Origin of the sequence: Prosthecobacter sp., assembly GCF_044378005.1 — a bacterium.
Taxonomy (GTDB): Bacteria; Verrucomicrobiota; Verrucomicrobiia; order Verrucomicrobiales; family Verrucomicrobiaceae; genus Prosthecobacter.
The window spans coordinates 1-16,596 of sequence record NZ_JBILYB010000130.1; the positions used below are offsets into that span (position 1 = coordinate 1).

Consider the following 16,596-nt stretch of genomic DNA (forward strand, 5'->3'; position numbering starts at 1 on the left):
TGTCCTGCGAATCAGGCACATAATCGCCATCGCTGTCAGGATCATTCTGCGGTGAAAGCGGGTCAGGATCGACAGGGTCGGCGATGCCATCGCCATCATGATCATATGGCGTCTCGCCCGGACCGGAGGTGTCCGTATCGACGGTGTAGTTGCCGTAGAATTCGTTGTAGTCGGAGACGCCGTCGCCGTTGCTGTCGGTGCTGGTGGGGGAGGTGCCAGTAAGGTTCACCTCATCGGCATCCGTGAGGCCATCATAGTCCGAATCGGGGTTGAAAGGGTTGCTGCCCGCCGCTGTCTCCTCGGCATTGGAGAGGCCGTCGCCATCGGAATCCTCAGTGGGCGAGGGCTCAGCCGGAGGCGTCTGCGGTTCAGGCGTGCCGTCGTCGTAACCGCCCTCGAAAATCCCGTCCCCATCCGCATCCAGCGGCACCCAGACCGCTTGGGAGCTGGGCGGGAAGGGCATGAGGATCATCTGGGCGATGAGGATGCCATGCAGGATCGGCACACGCCGCGACCATGACCGGCACCAGGGGAGAAAACGGGAGGACTTCATCGTGAAATAGGAAGGCAGAGGAGAGGTATGAGGTGCTTCACAGAGCCTCCTGCGCTCAATCAGGAAGATCCGCCCTCATCGGCGACCTGACGGTCAGGTCATCCGCCGATGAGGCAGGAACAAAATTTCACGGTAAATCATTGTTATCGAAAACAGCCGCCTGTTGGCGAGAAGAAATTTTCCTGTGTGCCATTTTTCTCCACCACAGAACTTCTGCTTCTCACACACGCGCGCGTTTCTTGACGCGCGCGAAAATTCCAAACGCGGCGGATTCTTGTAATCGCCTAACCGTTCGAGTGTGATTCCATCCGCGCCATGCCAGCCGCACTCACCTGGGACATGACCTTGAACGAAGCCCCACTTCTTTGGGACTCCGCCGGGTCGCTCGTGTGGGACGGCGAGGCACCTAACCATCCACAACACACATCCACCATGGACAACCGCATCAGCGCTACGCTCAGCCCCGCCGACAAAACGGCCATCCTGACCAAAGTCGGAGAGATCAACACCCTTCTCCCCTTCCTCCTCAACCTGACCGCCGAAGAAAAAAGCTCCCTGCCAAAGATGAGCAGCATTCGCGACGGCATGGACGAGGCCTTCTCCCAGGAGATGGCCGCCCACCCTGAAATGGTGCCCAACTTCGTCGATATGACCGAAGTGGCGAAAGACCGTGCTCTGCGCACCGCGCTGCGTGATCTCCACCAGCAAATGTGCGCCCTGTGCGAAGGTCTCGAAGACACCCTCACCGCCGCTGGTGTGGACACCTACCTGGCCTACCTCAGCTTCTACAACAACGTGAAGCAAGCCGCCAAACGCAACGTCCCCGGTGCCAACACCGTGCTCGACAACCTCAAGCGCTTCTTCCCACGCGGCGGTGGCACACCTCCGCCCCCGCCAGCCCCGTAAAAGTGCTGATAATGAGCACCTTACGGCTCAAAACGCCGACCTCGGAGGATGGAAAGCACACCTCCGAGGTCGGATGTCCGAGTGAAAAGGTAGGCTATCCGACCCCAACAGCACGGATATCGGACCCAAAAGGTCGGAAATCGGACCTCAGAGGTCGGATTACCCGCCAAAAATCTCCGACATCGCAGCTCCGAGGTCGGAGCGCCGACCTCCCAAACATCGAACACTGACCGGAATGGTCCGATGCCCGACCTCCGAAGTGCGAGCACCAAGCTCGGAGGTCGGACGTTTCGGCAAATTTCCAGGCCCTCCAACCCGCAAAGAGAAGCCTCCGCACTCCTTTCTGAACCTGCCCACCACTCCGCTTCTCCGCATCTCAAAATCTCCGCGTTTCTATTTCCATGCCCTTCGACCCATCTCTCCCTGCTCCAAACACACCGCTGCACTCCGCCGTCATACGCGGCCAGTTCCAAGGTCTCAAAGAACTCCTCGACTCGGTGTCCGGCGTGACCTCTGCCGTGGTGGACAGTGTCACCACGCTGCCGACGGGGAGTCCGGCCCAAGTCAGTGTTTCCGTGGTGGGCACGGAGCTGCATCTGAGCTTCAGCCTGCCCGCCGGAGTAACCGGTGAGACAGGTGCCACCGGCCCAGTGGGACCGGCTGGACCTGCGGGCGATCCTGGAGGGCCACCCGGCCCGGCTGGCGCTGAAGGCCCCATCGGTCCGGCAGGTCCTCAAGGCGCCGTGGGAGACCAGGGGCCACCCGGCCCCCAAGGCCCGACGGGTGAGGTTTCGCAAGTGGAGTTAACCAGTGCGCTGGCAAGCACGCTGGCCCAGACGAGCAGCAACAGCAATGCGGTGGCCACGCTGGACACTCCCTTTGCCGACCCTGATGCGGAAGCGCTGCGGCAGGCTTTCAATGCTCTGGCACTGGCGCTGCGGAGGTGAGGATGGAGACACGGCTCGGACTGCTATTGGGTAGGTGCTATCCAGCCACAGATGAGCCGAGATCCATTCGGGTGCATCGCCGGAATGATGCAGATGTTTGCGGGGGGCGTTCACGACTTCCATTGGATTCGATTCGGCCTCGTCCCTCTCACCCCTGCACGAGCTTGCCGTCTTTGATGATCAAGCGGCGGTCGCCACGCTGGGCGAGGGTTTGATCGTGGGTGACGACGACGAGGGTCTTCTTGGCCTCATCGACGATTTTGAGGAGCATGTCGATAACGCCCGCGCCGGTGGCGGCGTCGAGGTTGCCGGTGGGCTCGTCGGCGTAGAGGATGCCGGGGTCGTTGATGAGGGCGCGTGCGATGGCGACGCGCTGCTGCTCGCCGCCGCTGAGCTCGGTGGGGAGGTGATCGAGACGTGGGGTGAGGCCGACGCGGTCGAGCAGCTCACGGGCACGTGCCTCGGCTTTGCGACCGCCGATCATGGCGGGGAGGCAGACGTTTTCCAGGGCGGTGAGCTCGGGCAGGAGGAAGTAGTGCTGGAAGACGAAGCCCATGGTGCGGTTGCGCATCTCGGCGCGGGCTTTGGCAGCGCCGTGGTAGAGGGATTTGCCATGCACGAGGACATCACCCTGGGTGGGCTTTTCGAGGCCGCCGAGGACGTAGAGCAGCGTGGTCTTGCCCGCGCCGGACTGGCCGCAGAGAAAGACTTTCTCCCCTGCCTGGACCTCCAGATTCACGCCACGCAGCACTGGCAGGTCATGCCCGCCGAGGTGGTAGGTGCGGTGGACGTCGGTGGCGGTGAGTGGAGCGGCGGTCTGGCTCATGAGTGGGAGAGTTGCTTCTGATCCAGCGCCATACGCCCGAGGGCCAGAGCGCCGAGGAGACCGGAGCGGGCTCCGAGGCCGGGGGAGACGACGTAGTTGTCGATGTCGCGGCCCACCTGGGGGATGAGGAGGTAGTTATTGAGGTAGCTCATGAGCTTGCCACGGATGAGGGGTATGAGCTGGGGCTGCTCCATGACGCCACCGCCGAGGATGATGCGGCGCGGGGAGAGGGTGAGGGTGAGATTCATCAGCGCGTGGGCCATGACATCGGCGATCTCTTCCCAGGCAGGATGATCCAGCGGCAGGGTGTCCGCGCGCACGCCCCAGCGTTTGGCGATGGCGGGCCCGCAGACGTAACCCTCGACGCAGCTTTTATGAAACGGACACTGGCCCTCGCGCTGCACGGCGAGGCTGTTCGTGGGCGGTGGCACGGCGAGATGGCCGATCTCGGGATGCAGGGCGCCATGCAGGAGCTGGCCATTCACGAGGACGCCGCCACCGACTCCGGTGCCGACGGTGATGTAGATAAGGGGGTCCAGACCCTTGCCTGCGCCCCAAAGATATTCGGCGAGCACGGCGGCATTGACATCGGTATCGAAACCGACGGGCACTTTGAAGCGGTTCTTCAGCCGGGTGACGAGGTCCGTGTGCTGCCAGCCGGGTTTCGGCGTGGAGGTGATGTAGCCGTAGGTCTCGCTGTGCGGATTTAAGTCCACCGGGCCGAAGCTGCCGATGCCGATGGCAGCGAAAGGGCCGTGCTCGGCCTTGGCCTTCGAAAGCCAGCGGCTCACGGACTCCAACGTCTCATCGGGCGTGGTGGTGTCGATGCGCTGGGTGTCGAGGACTTCATGGGGGCCACGGCCAATGCCGCAGACGAACTTGGTGCCACCTGCCTCAATGGCGGCGATGAGGGGTTGGTCACTCATGCAGGGCGAACGGCGGAGGAGTCACGGATGCCGAGGCTGGCGTAGATCTCGCGCGTGGTCTGGGATTTATTCAGCGTGTAAAAGTGGATGCCATCGACACCGTTTTCGAGGAGGTCGCGGCACTGCTCAGTGGCGTAATGAACGCCCACGCGCTGCACAGCCTCTTCATCACCGCCGCAGCGCTGGATGGCACGGAGGAGCTTAGCCGGGTAGCGCGCGCCTGCGGCCAACTCGGCCATGCGCTTCATGCCGCTGGCGCTGGTAATGGGCATGATGCCGGCGATGATGGGGGCGGTGATGCCCGCGAGGCGGCAGCGGTCGCGGAAGTCGAGGAAGTCGTGGTTGTCGAAGAAGAGCTGGGTGCAGATGTAGTCCGCGCCTTCGTCGCACTTGGCCTTGAGGTGATCCATTTCCAACACGCGGTTCGGCGTGGTGGGATGTCCTTCCGGGAAACCGGCGACGCCGATGCCGAAGCCCCGCTTGTCAGGATGAGCGCCGCTGTCGTTGAACTTCTTGATGAAGCGCACGAGGTCGGCGGCGTGCTGGAAGGCGTCCTTCTTCCGGTCATAGCCTTCGAGATTGCGCGGTGGGTCGCCACCGAGGGCGAGGATGTTGCTCACGCCTGCTTCGGCATAGCGTTCCAGGATGGAGGCGATGTCGGCTTCAGTGTGGCAGACGCAGGTGAGATGCGGGACGGGGTCGAGCGTGGTGGTCTTCTTGATGCGCACGACGAGGTCATGGGTGAGCTCGCGCGTGGAGCCGCCTGCTCCGTAGGTGACGCTGACAAAGGAGGGCTTGTAGATCTCCAGTTCGCCAATGGTCTGATAAAGCGCCTCAAAAGCCTCGGCAGACTTGGGGGGGAAGAACTCGAAGGACAGCGTGGGCCGCTGCTGGCTGAGGATGTCGGCGATGTGCATTCAGGAAGGGCCGGGTTATAAAAGCGGGGAGGCTGGGACGCAACCCCGGAGGCTCCGCGAGGCCCTGTAAAAAGCTCAGGGCGGACCACCCGGTCCGCCCTGAAGTTTTTTCGAAGGTTTCCAACAGCCAGAAGGTTACCATGAAGAGAAAATGTCGGTAAGTGGGAGGCCGTGTGGCGCTTCCGTTACCTGGGTGCATTCTCCCACATCTGAAAACCAATGCGTCAGGGGCTGGTAAGTGGGTTGTAAGGCGATTGTCAGATCGCGAATTTCCCGGCTTGAGCGATCATTTCTCAGCCAGACTGATCCGTACATGCCGGGACCAGACTGCCGCCACACCGAGCAGGAGGATGGGCAGCACGATCACGAAGTATCGTGGCAGTGCTGGCGCGAGACTGCTGCCCCCGAGGTAGATGGCACTGAAACCCATGAGCAGCCAGATCTCCACAGGCAGGCTCCGCCAGCGCCAGAGCCCCAGAAGCCCAAGCAGTGTGGCGGCGGCGATGATCGGGCCATTGATGGCGATGAGCACGACGCTGCGCAGCTCCTCCGGCAGGTGCGAACGTGGAAATCCGAAGGCAAGTCGAGAGAGATTGCAGGCCCAGTTGTAGGCGAACTGTTTGGGATTGGCCTTCAGGCTGGTCATGGCCGCTGCTTTAAAGGCGGCCTCCCTTTCTGGAACTGGCAGCTTGAGTGTCTCCTCGAAAAAATCGCCATGATGCGGTGCCAGCGCCGGGAGCGTCATGGCGTCCTTGTAGTTGAACCAGTGCCCGTTTTCCCCTTCACGGTGACTGCACATCCAGTAGAGCAGTTCTCCGCTGGTCGTGGACCAGCATAAAATCTGCCCGGTTTTCTGCCAGGTGTGGACCAGCCAGGGTACGCAGAGCATGAAACCGCCCGCAAGCACCAGCAGGGCGCGTTTGAGCTGGGGACGCCATTCTCGGATGAGCAGGAGAGCAGAACACATCACGAGCGAAGCCATCATCACATGACCGAAGATGACGCGTGTGAGCGTCAGCCAGCCGAGGAACCCGGCGGCACTCGCGATCCAGTGCCAACCACGCTCACCGCGAAGGGCGTGAGTGAATGCCCACATGAATCCCGTGAGGCAAAACATGGAGAGCGGTTCCGTCATGATGGCAAAGCTCATCCACACTAGGGTCGGATGCAGACCGGTGATCCAGGCTCCTGCCGCAGCCCATCGGGGCGTGGCGTAGCGACGCATGGTCAGCCAGACAAACCAGACAGCACCCGCCATGAAGAAAGCATTCAGCAGTCTCGCCATGAGCAGAGTCGAGCCGTCTGCGATAAACGGCATCAGCAAGATGGGATAGCCGGGGCCATTGATAAAATCAGGATTGCCAGCCGGAACGTAGAAGCCCTGGACGAGACGTTTCGCGTATTGAAGGTATCTTCCCTCATCCCAGATAAGTGCCTCTGAGTGCCTCAGAAACGCCAACGCAGCATGGATCACAAGCACTGACAGAGCAGCGATGATCCCGGGCCGATGGCAGCGAAAGGCAAAAGGGGGGGAATCTGACGAGAGCATAAAGACGGATGAAGTGACTTAAGCAGGGCGCTGTCTCCCAGATTGGAGGTTCAGAACAAACATCTTGATTGTAGTCGATTCAATAATTATTATAATTATATGAGTTTAAGTCCCTATGGCGCATCTCCTCCTCGCATCATGATCTGCCTGGGCACCCGGCCGGAGATGATCAAGCTTGCTCCTTTGGTGCTGGAACTCCGTCGTCAGGGGGCTGAAGCCATTTTCGTGAACTCAGGACAGCATGCAGATCTTCTGGACCCGCTGTTCGCTCTCTTCGGCCTCAAGGCGGACTACAATCTCTCCGTGATGGCTCCGAATCAGCCACTCAATGTGCTTTTGGGCAAAATCATCGAGCGGCTCGATCCCATACTCGAAAAGGAGCAGCCTGATTATGTCATCGTGCAGGGAGACACCGCCACCGCGCTGGCGGGAGCCCAGGCCGCCTTTCACCGCCGGATTCCCGTCGGTCATGTCGAGGCGGGTTTGCGCTCAGGGAATCCGCTCAGCCCGTTCCCGGAGGAGATGAACCGCCGGATCATCACCCAGATCGCCGCGCTGCACTTCGCCGCCACAGAGCACAATCAGCAGACTCTGCTTGGTGAGGGCATCTCACCCGATGGCGTTCACGTCACGGGAAACACCGTGGTCGATGCGCTTCAGTTCACACTGAAAAACTCGCTGCCGGGTCCAGAAATCGGGAAACTGCGCGAGCAGATCGCCGGGCGGAAACTGGTGCTGCTCACGACTCACCGACGGGAGAATTTCGGCGAGGCGATGCGCGAGCATCTGCGCTCCCTGCGCCGGTTCGCGGAAGCCCATCCCGAGTTGTGCATCGTCTTCCCCGTGCATCCGAATCCGCAGGTGCGGCAGATGGCGGCCCAGGAATTGATGGGCTGTGACCAGATCATCCTCACCACGCCGATGGGCTACAGCGACTTCGTTCATCTGCTCTCCAGCGCCTGGCTGATCGTCTCCGACAGCGGCGGCATCCAGGAAGAAGCCGCCACTCTCGGAAAGCCCATCCTCGTCCTGCGCGAGAACACCGAGCGTCCCGAAGGTGTCCATGCCGGAGTGGCTCGGCTCGTTGGTGAAAATCCAGCCGATCTCTCCCGACTGCTCGCCGAAGCCGTGGAAGATCAGGCATGGTTCGAAACCGCCGCTCAGGCACCCAAAGTCTATGGCGACGGACGCGCCAGTGAACGCATCGCCAGGGTGCTTCTCCAAAAGTCTGCCGGAGTCCTCCAGGCCGTTGCCTAACGCACATCACCGTCATGTCACCCGCCAGCATCTCCATCGACCTCGACAACCAGTGGGCCTACATGAAGACCCAGGGCTGCACGGGATGGGAGGCGTACCCGAGCTACCTGGACCGCGTCGTGCCACGCATTTTGGAAACTCTGCATGCAGCAGATCTGCGGGCCACCTTCTTCATCGTCGGGCATGACGCCGGACAAGCGGAGAACCGCGCCGCCCTGCGCAGCATCACCGAAGCCGGGCACGAGATCGCCAATCACAGCTTCATGCACCAGCCCTGGCTGCATTTGTACAGTGATGCCGAACTGCGCGCCGACTTTGATCAATCTGAAGCCGCCATCCGCGAAGCCACGGGACAGCAGCCGCGAGGATTCCGTGGCCCAGGCTTCAGCAGTTCAGCCGCCGTCCGCTCCCTGCTCATGGAGCGCGGTTACGAATATGATGCCTCCAGCTTCCCCACCTACCTCGGTGGACTCGCGCGTGCCTACTTCTTCATGACCTCTCAGCTTCCGCCAGAGGAGAAAAAGCGCCGCTCCAAGCTCTACGGCAGCCTGCGAGATGGTCTGGCTCCGCTGAAGCCCTGGCAGATCTCCCCCGGCCTCATGGAGCTGCCTGTCACCACCATGCCGCTGCTGCGCACACCGGTTCACATGACCTATCTGCTCTTCCTCGGGCAGTTCTCCATGCCGCTGGCGCGTGTCTATTGGGACAGCACCATGCAGCTCTGCCGCCTCGCAGGCATCGGTCCGTCACTACTGCTGCATCCCACGGACTTCCTCGATGTAACGGATGTGCCCGAGATGAGCTTTTTCCCCGCCATGCGCGTGCCTGCGGATCAAAAAATCGCCCTCGTCCGGCACACCCTCTCCAGCCTCTGCCGCCACTGGACACCCGGCGCGATGCTCGATCACGCCCGCGCCGCCAGCACCGCCTCGGCGGCCTGCCCAACGACGCTTCAGAAAGCCGTCGCCTGACCTCCATTCACATTCAACACCCACCCGCAAATACGCCATGCCCACGCCCACCGAAATTCGCGACCTCGCCATCGTGCTGCCTGCCTTCAATGAAGAGAAGGATCTGCCCAACCTGCTCGCCCGCATCCGCGAGACACTCACGGGGCAAAAGTTCCGATATCAGGTCATCGTCGTTGATGACGGCTCGAAAGACCGGACCGCTGAAATCGCCCTCGCCGCCGCCCGCGAAATGCCGCTGCGCCTCGTGAAGCATGAGGTGAACAAGGGGCTCGGCATGGCCATCCAGACCGGCCTCACGGAAGCCATGAACTGTGCCGATGCCGTGCTTGTCATGGACTCCGACAACACCCACGATCCGATCTACGCCATCGACATGATTGCCGAGCTGGAGCGGGGCGAATCCCAGCTCGTGATCGCCTCTCGCTTTCAGAAAGGCAGTGTAATCACTGGCGTGCCCGCCTACCGCCAGGTGCTCAGCATCGGCTGCTTCCTCCTCATGAAGACCATCGTGCCCTTCGAGAACGTGCGCGACTACTCCACCGGCTTCCGTTGCTACCACAGCAGCATCCTTCAGCGCATGGCCCAGACCTTTGGCAAAGACAAACTCGTCGAGGAAAGCGGTTTCGTCTGCATGCTCGAAGTCCTGCTCAAGCTCCGCTCCATCGGAGTCAATGCCTCCGAGATTCCCTACATCCTGCGCTACGATCTCAAGGCCGGGGTCAGCAAGCTACGCATCTGGCGCACGCTGAAGCGCTACCTCGCCGTAGTGAACCGGTATCGCGACAAAAAGCCTGAGGCTTTCGGCAGCACCATCGCTGCGGCCGTCCAGACCGCGAAAGCCTGACCCTCGCAGCTTCCATGCCCAAGACGGCCATCCTCGGCGGCGGCATCTCCGGCCTCACCTGCGCGCTCAGACTCGCTCAGCAGGGCCACGCCGTCACCCTCCTTGAAGGCTCCGACCAGCTCGGCGGTCTCGGCACGTTCTTCGAGCATGACGGACGCACGTTGGAGAAATTTTACCACTGCATGCTGCCCAGTGACGGGCCGCTGCTGACCCTGCTGGACACCCTGGGTCTGCGTCACGAAGTGTATTGGAAACCCTCCTCCTTTGCCTATGCCGACCATGGCCGTATTTATCCGCTGAATTCGGCCATCGACCTCCTGAAGTTCGCCCCCCTCAAGTTCATCGACCGCATCCGCGTCGGCATCACCGGACTCTACGGACGCCTGGCCTCCGCCAAAGGTCTGGACGACATCACGACGGCCCATTGGCTGGCCCGCTGGTCCGGCACCAGCGCCTTTGCCAAATTCTGGCAGCCCATGCTGGAGGCCAAGTTTGGCGACCGCTACCCCGAGGTGCCCGCCCTCTGGTTCTGGACTCGTTTCAACCGCGAGAAAGGCGAAAGCAAAGGGGAGGTCAAAGGCTACATCCGTGGCGGCTACAAACGCATCATCGACCGCGCCACCGAACGCCTGTGCGAACTCGGAGCCACGCTGCGCCTCAATGAAAACATCACCCGAATCGATCTCGATCCCGAAGGCCGCGCGATCATCGAAACCAGTGCAGGCACCGAAGCCTACGATCAGATCATCATCACCCTGCCCTGGCCCGTGCTGGGCAGGATCATCGGCGAACGACTCAAGCAGCAGGCTCCGCCGCTCGACTGGGGCATCGACTTCCAGGGCGTGATCAATCACCTGCTCTTCCTCAAGCGCCCCCTCTCGCCACACTACTGGCTCGCCACTCCAGGCCCCGAGTTTCCCTTCGATGGCATCGTCGAGACCTCCACGCTTACCGACGAAGCAGACCGTGGGCAGAGGCATGTCGTTCATCTCACCAAGTATCTCCACCGCAGTGATCCGCGCTTCAGCGAAGACCCTGCCAGCATCCAGCAAATCTGGTTCGCCGCTTTGCAGAAGCTGTTCCCCGATCTCACCCACGATCAGGTCGAAGCCCAGCATCTCTTCCGCGCCCCCTTCGTAGAACCCGTTTATACCTGCGGGTATCTGACCCGTCGCCCACCCGAGGTGCTCGTGCCCGGGAAAGTCTTCCTCGCCTGCACGACTCAGGTTTATCCCGTGGTCACCAGTTGGAATGGCAGCGTCATCCAGGCGGACCGGACTTTGGCGGCGATGACTTCCCGTGCCTGAAAATGCAGGATTCAGAAGTTGTAGCCCAGCTTCTGAAACATCCGCCGCATCTCCTCCTCCACCTGATCCACCGTTCGGCCATCCAGGAGGATGCCGAGGTGTTTGATGCAGATCGCGCCGGGGTTCGTGCGCTCAGGTGGCACAGGCGGCTCGGGTGCCTGAGGTGGAGACACCGGCGGTGTCAGGTCTGACGGGAAGGAAATCTTCCCCTCTCCGATCATCTTCACTCCAGGCTTCAAAAGAAATGCCTTCATCTCCGCCTCATACGCATCGTAGGCTGGGCGCAGCTTTTCCAGCGCAGTGGTGTATTGATCCAGCGCCTTCCAGAAAGGCGGCCACTTCGGGATCTCGGCATGGATCGCATCGAAGTATTTCTTCAGCGGCAGACCGTCACGATCACGCACGAAGAAGTAAGTCAGCAGATGGCCGGAGTGGTAGTGGCTGGCGATGTCAGCCAAGTTAGGCTCGATCAACGGGCGCTCGGTGGAGCTTGGCGATGGCGCAGATTCTTCCGCCATGAGAAAGCTAGTCATGGGGTTGGGTCGGGTGATGTCCGTGGTCAGCGTCCACACCTTCTTCACGCCGACCCAACCGGGTTTCGGCTGGGAAATGGCGAAGAGACCGCGACGGCGCGATGGCTTCGCCATCCTGGCTTCAAAGATGCCGCCATCCTCACTCAACTGGAACACTCCTCCTCGGTAGGGAAGATTGGAGGTGTACTCCGCCAGCCCCTCCACCAGCCAGGCTGGCATGTAGGGCACGTATTCGTGCATCATCTGGTGGGTGATCTCGTGCGTGATGGTGTCGTTGTTGATCTCCCCTTTGCGGTAATACGCACCGCCAGCACCGGGCTGGTCCGAGATGCCCAACTCGCCGAAGGGGATACGGAAAACTTTGTCCTTCAGCGAATACACCCCGGCTGACCACGAAGGCGCGCCTGTGGCGAGGTATTGCTGCCTCGTCTCGTAAAGCTCGGCCTGAAACTTGGTTCGGCCTTCCTCCGGCTTCGGCTGGATGCCCCAGGGCATGAGCCGCACGAGCTCGTAGGTGCTTTCAAAGGCTCGGCACACGTCCTTCATCAGCGCCACGCCGAGCTTCGCGGTCGTCTTGAACTGAAAATGACCTGACTCATAGAGGCAGTCACCCGGTTCCTCACGCACGACGCGGATCGTGGTGTAAAGCAGCGGCTCCTTCACCTGATCCGGCATCCGGCGCTTCTCCGCAGGCACGCGGCTGGCATTGCTCGCGGGTGCAGGCTGTAGGCGAATCCACGCCTGATCCTCCGCCGAAAGGCTGGCGAGCGGCACAGCGGACTGCCTGCCGTCCGCGAGCATCAGCTTCACCTGCCCCGCACTGACTCCGCCAAACTCAGCTTGGATCGTCTTCCCGGAGCTGTTCGTCCAGGTGCGCGACTCCGCCTGAACCTGGGCCACCCCCAGGACAAGCCAGAGCCAAGACGAAATCTGCTTCATGCCCTAGGCTAAGAAGCATTCGTGCCGGGAAGCAAGGATGATTTGTGTCCGTCAAGTCATGCGTTTCATTACGAGCATCATGAAACCAAGTTCCACTCTGACTCTGCTCGTCTCCAGCCTCGCCATCATTGCTACTGCGCTTGAGGCTCCGCAGGTGAGCATCACCGAGTGGGGCGGCAAACGCCTCATCAAGTCCAATGGCATCCCCGATCACGAGACGGGGCAGTTTCCCAATCGTGGCAATCCAAACGCCATCGCTGCACAGAGTTACGAGTACCGCATGACGCTCACGCCGAAGCCCTCGCCCAGCCCGAACCCCTCACGTCATGCGACGTTTGGCGTGGCTCTCAATGGCGTACCCTTCGAGGCGGGCACCGGCGAGTTTTGGAATGGGGATCGCGCCTGGAATTACGAGGCGAAAAGCGGGAAGATCGACCTCGGTCTCGATCAAAACGACGCGCATGTGCAGCCCGGCGGCCAGTATCATTATCACGCCCTGCCCACCGGCTTGATCACGAAGCTCGGCGGAGATGATGGCTCGAAAATGGTGTTCGTCGGCTGGGCGGCGGACGGCTTTCCCATCTATGCCAGTCATGGTCATCGTGATCCAAAGGATGCCGCCAGTCCGCTAATGAAGATGCGCTCCAGCTACCAGCTCAAGAAGGGCACGCGCCCAAGCAGCGGCCCGAGTGGCAGTTACGATGGCACCTTCACCGCCGACTATGAATACGTCGCGGGATCAGGCGATCTCGATGACTGCAATGGCCGCTTCGGCGTCACGCCCGAGCATCCGCAAGGCATCTATCACTATTACATCACCGAGACCTTCCCCTACCTCAGCCGCCAGTGGCGCGGTGAGCCCGACAGCAGCTTTGAAAAGAAAGGCCCGCCCGGTGGTGGCAGGCCAGGCGGCCCACCGGGAATGCGGGGTCGCCGCGGCGGTCACGGCTTTGGCCCACCTCCTCCTGGCTTTGGTCCGCCTCCACCTCGGGGTTTTTGAGGCTCACTCAGGGCGCTGGGGGACCTTCACCAGTCGCGCTGGATCGTAGCCCTGCTTCGCCAGCCTTTTGAGGATGCCCTCATAAGTTGCTGCATCGAGCACCGGCTTCCGGCTCAGCACCCAGGCGAGCTTTCGATTCGGATAACCGACGACACTCCATTGATAATCGGGATCAAGGTCGATGATCAGGTAGGGCACACGCAGCGGCCAGATGAATTGCACACGCCACTCGGCATTCGTCTCCTTGTCATGCACCCAGGCCACGCCTTTCCATTGCTCCAGCGGAGCGTCCAGGCTGCCCCGGCGGAAAAGAAAGATGTTATCCATCCTGCCATCAGGACGAAGCACATAACGATCAAAAGTGCCGACCTTACCCTTCTCCAATGAATACGGAATGTGGGCAAAGACATACCAGTCGCCTGCATAACGCTGGAGATCGACCTTGGGGACGGTTTGGAGTGGTGGCAGTTTCATAGCGGCGCAGGAAATCAGGCCCGGCAGGCAAAGGCACAGTAGAAGGCGGACAGCAGATGGCATGAACTGGGTTACGTACCGCTCACGAGCGTGGACTTCAGGATGTGAGTCCATCGTCTCGGAAGACAAATCGTGCGTTCCCCCACTCTCTGTGCCATGGTGGCGCATGGAACAGACAATCCTCCACCTGCTCGGACAGGCAGACTATTCGCCATCAAACGTCCCGCAGTTGATCGACCAACTCCGCCTCGAACCCCGTCGTCAGCAGGAACTTCAACACTGCCTCAAAGGCATGGAACAGCGCGGTCTCATCCTCCGCACGAAGGGCAACCGCTACATCGTCGCACGCGAGGCCGACCTCATCGCCGGCCTCATCCAGATCACCCGTGGCGGGCGCGGCTTTGTGCAGCCGGACGAGCCGGGCATCGGCGAGATCGGCATCCCCGAGAGCGGCACCCACACCGCCATGCACGGGGACCGCGTGCTCGTGCGGCGTGACGTGCGCTCCCAGGGGCTGCGCAAAGCGACCCCGGAGGAAAACACCGGCACCGTCGTCCGCATCCTCCAGCGTGGCCGCACGCAGTTCGTCGGCACTTTGCAAAAAGGCCGCCAGTTCCTCTTCGTCACGCCGGATGATCCACGCCTCCCCGGTGCCATCCATGTGCCCGAGCCACGCGATGTCGGCACGAAGGCCAACATTGGTGACAAAGTCGTCGTCGAGATCCTCCAGTGGGAATCCCGCCAGACACCGCCCGAAGGTGAGGTCATCGAAGTGCTCGGCCCGCCTGATAAAGAAGGGGTCGATATGCTCTCCGTGCTGCGGCATTACGAACTCCCGCTGAGCTTCCCCAAGAACGTCCTCGCCGAGGCCAACTCCATCGCCAAATCCCGGCCTGACAACCAGCCCAGCGCCGAAGAGTGCACAGGTCGTGTCGATTGCCGGAAGCATGATGTCGTCACCATCGACCCCGATGATGCGCGTGACTTCGATGATGCCATCTGCCTGCAAAGACACGGCAAAGACCAGTGGAAGCTCTGGGTCCACATCGCCGATGTCTCCCATTACGTGAAGCCCGGAAGCCATCTCGATGTGGAAGCCAAAAAGCGTGGCAACTCCACCTACCTCGTCGATCGCGTCATCCCCATGCTGCCCGAGGCGCTGAGCAATGAACTCTGCTCCCTCAAGCCCGGCCTGGATCGCCTGACCAAATGCGTCGAATTCGTGCTCGGCAATGATGGCCGCGTCGTCAGCGCTAAGTTTTACGCCGCCGTCATTCATTCGAAGCGCCGCTTCACCTACAAGGAGGCCTTTGCCACCCTGCAAAAAGCCCCCGAAGGCGTGATCGAGCAAATGCTGCACGACGCCAATGCCATGGCGCAAAAGATCCGCGAGCACCGCTTCAAGAACGGCTCACTCGATCTCGACTTCCCCGAGAACAAGATTCGCCTCGACGAAAATGGCAAAGTCAGCCGCATCGAGCGCATCGAGAACGACATCTCCCACCAGCTCATCGAGGAATACATGCTGCTCGCCAACGAAGCCGTGGCCGGACGTCTCATGCAGCTTGATGTGCCCGCCGTCTATCGCGTGCATGAGTCCCCGAAGGAAAAGCGGCTCAACGACTACCGCGAAGACGTGCTCAGTCACCGCGTCCAGTGCGGAGATCTCACGCACCGGCCCGAAGTCCAGAAGCTGCTCGCCAAGCTCGGCACCATCCCCATCGGCCAGGCGCTGAAGATCGGCTTCCTCAAGTCCCTCATGCGTGCCCGCTACGCCGTCGAGCCGCTCGGGCACTACGGCCTCGCGAAGAAGAAGTACACCCACTTCACCTCCCCCATCCGCCGTTATGCCGACCTCGTCGTGCATCGTGCCTTGTTTGATCAAACCCCGCTCCAGGTCAGCGCCGCCAAACAGATCGCCGAGCACATCAGCCTCACGGAAAAGAACAGCGCCGATGCCGAGCGCGACAGCAAGGAAGTGAAGCTCTACGCCTACCTCGAAGCACAGATCGCCTCCAAGAAACCGCAGGCTTACGCCGCCCTCGTCACTGACGTGCGGAACTTCGGCTTCTTCATCGACGTCCCCGATCTCGGCCTCAGCGGACTCGTGCCGCTTTCCGCCATCCCGGATGACTTCTTCACCTTCGATCCCGCGCGCAACCAACTGCTCGGACGCCGCACCCGTCGTGCTATCCGCCTCGGGGACAAAGTGACTGCCCAGATCTACCGCATCGACCGCTTCAAGAAGCAGGTGGACTTCCAACTCGTTCGCGAGCGCCCCGAGCGACCTCAGCGCACGGAACGTCCACAGCGTTCCGAGCGCCCTGAACGGGTCTCCCGCCACGTCAAACCTGAGCCTCCGGCCCCACCCGCCGCCAAAGAGGAACTTCGTCCCCGGAAACCGAAGTTCTTCGAGAGGCTGATGTCGAAAAAGAAAGCTCGGAAAGATCTTCCGTGAATGCCGCCGTAGAACGCCTTTAACGGGTGCCCCGAGTTATTTATCTCACCGCCCTCTTCACCCCCGGCTGGCTTTCCAGCCAGGCCACGAGTTCAGGGAAGAAGTCCTCGGTGAGCTGCACGGCGACGGCGGAGTTCTTCGGGCTGGTGCCGCCTTTGGTGGCGGCGCGGTCCTGGAGGTAGGTGGCGG

General features: G+C 61.3%; 15 protein-coding genes. 8 read left to right on the top strand and 7 right to left on the bottom strand.

Annotated features, from left to right (window positions below):
* Positions 1 to 553: thrombospondin type 3 repeat-containing protein (locus tag AC6FTP_RS20205; RefSeq protein ID WP_497208714.1), on the bottom strand; the 553-nt coding region annotated here is incomplete at its 3' end.
* Positions 554 to 868: 315 nt separating this feature from the next.
* Here AC6FTP_RS20205 and AC6FTP_RS20210 point away from each other — a divergent pair.
* Positions 869 to 1,459: a hypothetical protein gene (locus AC6FTP_RS20210; protein WP_497208715.1), complete on the top strand. Its 591-nt coding sequence runs from the start codon at positions 869 to 871 to the stop codon at positions 1,457 to 1,459.
* Between the two features lie 401 nt (positions 1,460 to 1,860).
* Positions 1,861 to 2,406 (top strand): hypothetical protein, encoded by a 546-nt coding sequence (locus tag AC6FTP_RS20215; protein WP_497208716.1) that lies wholly within the window; start codon positions 1,861 to 1,863, stop codon positions 2,404 to 2,406.
* A 148-nt stretch (positions 2,407 to 2,554) separates the two neighbouring features.
* On the opposite strand, the gene AC6FTP_RS20220 is transcribed toward AC6FTP_RS20215, so the two are convergent.
* The 4 genes from AC6FTP_RS20220 to AC6FTP_RS20235 all read right to left on the bottom strand — a co-directional run bounded on the left by AC6FTP_RS20220 (position 2,555) and on the right by AC6FTP_RS20235 (position 6,393).
* A complete protein-coding gene (locus AC6FTP_RS20220) occupies positions 2,555 to 3,232 on the bottom strand; it encodes an ABC transporter ATP-binding protein (RefSeq protein WP_497208717.1) in 678 nt (225 codons plus the stop codon).
* A complete protein-coding gene (locus AC6FTP_RS20225) occupies positions 3,229 to 4,158 on the bottom strand; it encodes an ROK family protein (protein ID WP_497208718.1) in 930 nt (309 codons plus the stop codon). Before AC6FTP_RS20225 ends, AC6FTP_RS20220 begins: the two co-directional genes overlap by 4 nt.
* Entirely contained in the window at positions 4,155 to 5,075 is a 921-nt protein-coding gene (metF, locus tag AC6FTP_RS20230; RefSeq protein ID WP_497208719.1) for a methylenetetrahydrofolate reductase [NAD(P)H], read from the bottom strand. Before metF ends, AC6FTP_RS20225 begins: the two co-directional genes overlap by 4 nt.
* 286 nt (positions 5,076 to 5,361) lie before the next feature.
* Positions 5,362 to 6,393 carry an ArnT family glycosyltransferase gene (locus AC6FTP_RS20235; RefSeq protein ID WP_497208720.1) on the bottom strand — a complete coding sequence of 344 codons (1,032 nt, stop codon included), beginning with the start codon at positions 6,391 to 6,393 and terminating at the stop codon, positions 5,362 to 5,364.
* A gap of 369 nt (positions 6,394 to 6,762) precedes the next feature.
* On the opposite strand from AC6FTP_RS20235, the gene wecB reads away from it, so the two are divergent.
* The 4 genes from wecB to AC6FTP_RS20255 are packed head-to-tail and all read left to right on the top strand — an operon-like array spanning position 6,763 to position 11,003.
* Positions 6,763 to 7,881 (top strand): non-hydrolyzing UDP-N-acetylglucosamine 2-epimerase, encoded by a 1,119-nt coding sequence (gene wecB / locus AC6FTP_RS20240; protein WP_497208721.1) that lies wholly within the window; start codon positions 6,763 to 6,765, stop codon positions 7,879 to 7,881.
* A 14-nt stretch (positions 7,882 to 7,895) separates the two neighbouring features.
* On the top strand, positions 7,896 to 8,852 hold the full coding sequence (locus tag AC6FTP_RS20245; protein ID WP_497208722.1) for a polysaccharide deacetylase family protein: 957 nt from the start codon (positions 7,896 to 7,898) through the stop codon (positions 8,850 to 8,852).
* Between the two features lie 37 nt (positions 8,853 to 8,889).
* The gene (locus tag AC6FTP_RS20250) at positions 8,890 to 9,696 is read left to right on the top strand and encodes a glycosyltransferase family 2 protein (RefSeq protein WP_497208723.1); all 807 of its coding nucleotides are present in this window, start codon (positions 8,890 to 8,892) and stop codon (positions 9,694 to 9,696) included.
* 14 nt (positions 9,697 to 9,710) lie between these two features.
* Positions 9,711 to 11,003 carry an FAD-dependent oxidoreductase gene (locus tag AC6FTP_RS20255; protein WP_497208724.1) on the top strand — a complete coding sequence of 431 codons (1,293 nt, stop codon included), beginning with the start codon at positions 9,711 to 9,713 and terminating at the stop codon, positions 11,001 to 11,003.
* Positions 11,004 to 11,014: 11 nt separating this feature from the next.
* Here AC6FTP_RS20255 and AC6FTP_RS20260 read toward each other — a convergent pair whose 3' ends face one another.
* Complete coding sequence (locus AC6FTP_RS20260) at positions 11,015 to 12,475, bottom strand: SHD1 domain-containing protein (RefSeq protein ID WP_497208725.1); 1,461 nt, start codon at positions 12,473 to 12,475, stop codon at positions 11,015 to 11,017.
* Positions 12,476 to 12,554: 79 nt separating this feature from the next.
* Between AC6FTP_RS20260 and AC6FTP_RS20265 the strand changes: the two genes are divergently transcribed.
* Positions 12,555 to 13,475 (top strand): YHYH protein, encoded by a 921-nt coding sequence (locus AC6FTP_RS20265; protein ID WP_497208726.1) that lies wholly within the window; start codon positions 12,555 to 12,557, stop codon positions 13,473 to 13,475.
* Positions 13,476 to 13,478: 3 nt separating this feature from the next.
* On the opposite strand, the gene AC6FTP_RS20270 is transcribed toward AC6FTP_RS20265, so the two are convergent.
* A complete protein-coding gene (locus AC6FTP_RS20270) occupies positions 13,479 to 13,949 on the bottom strand; it encodes a lipocalin family protein (RefSeq protein WP_497208727.1) in 471 nt (156 codons plus the stop codon).
* 166 nt (positions 13,950 to 14,115) lie between these two features.
* Between AC6FTP_RS20270 and rnr the strand changes: the two genes are divergently transcribed.
* Positions 14,116 to 16,407, top strand: coding sequence for a ribonuclease R (gene rnr, locus AC6FTP_RS20275; protein ID WP_497208728.1), 2,292 nt, complete (start codon positions 14,116 to 14,118; stop codon positions 16,405 to 16,407).
* Positions 16,408 to 16,596: the final 189 nt, after the last annotated feature.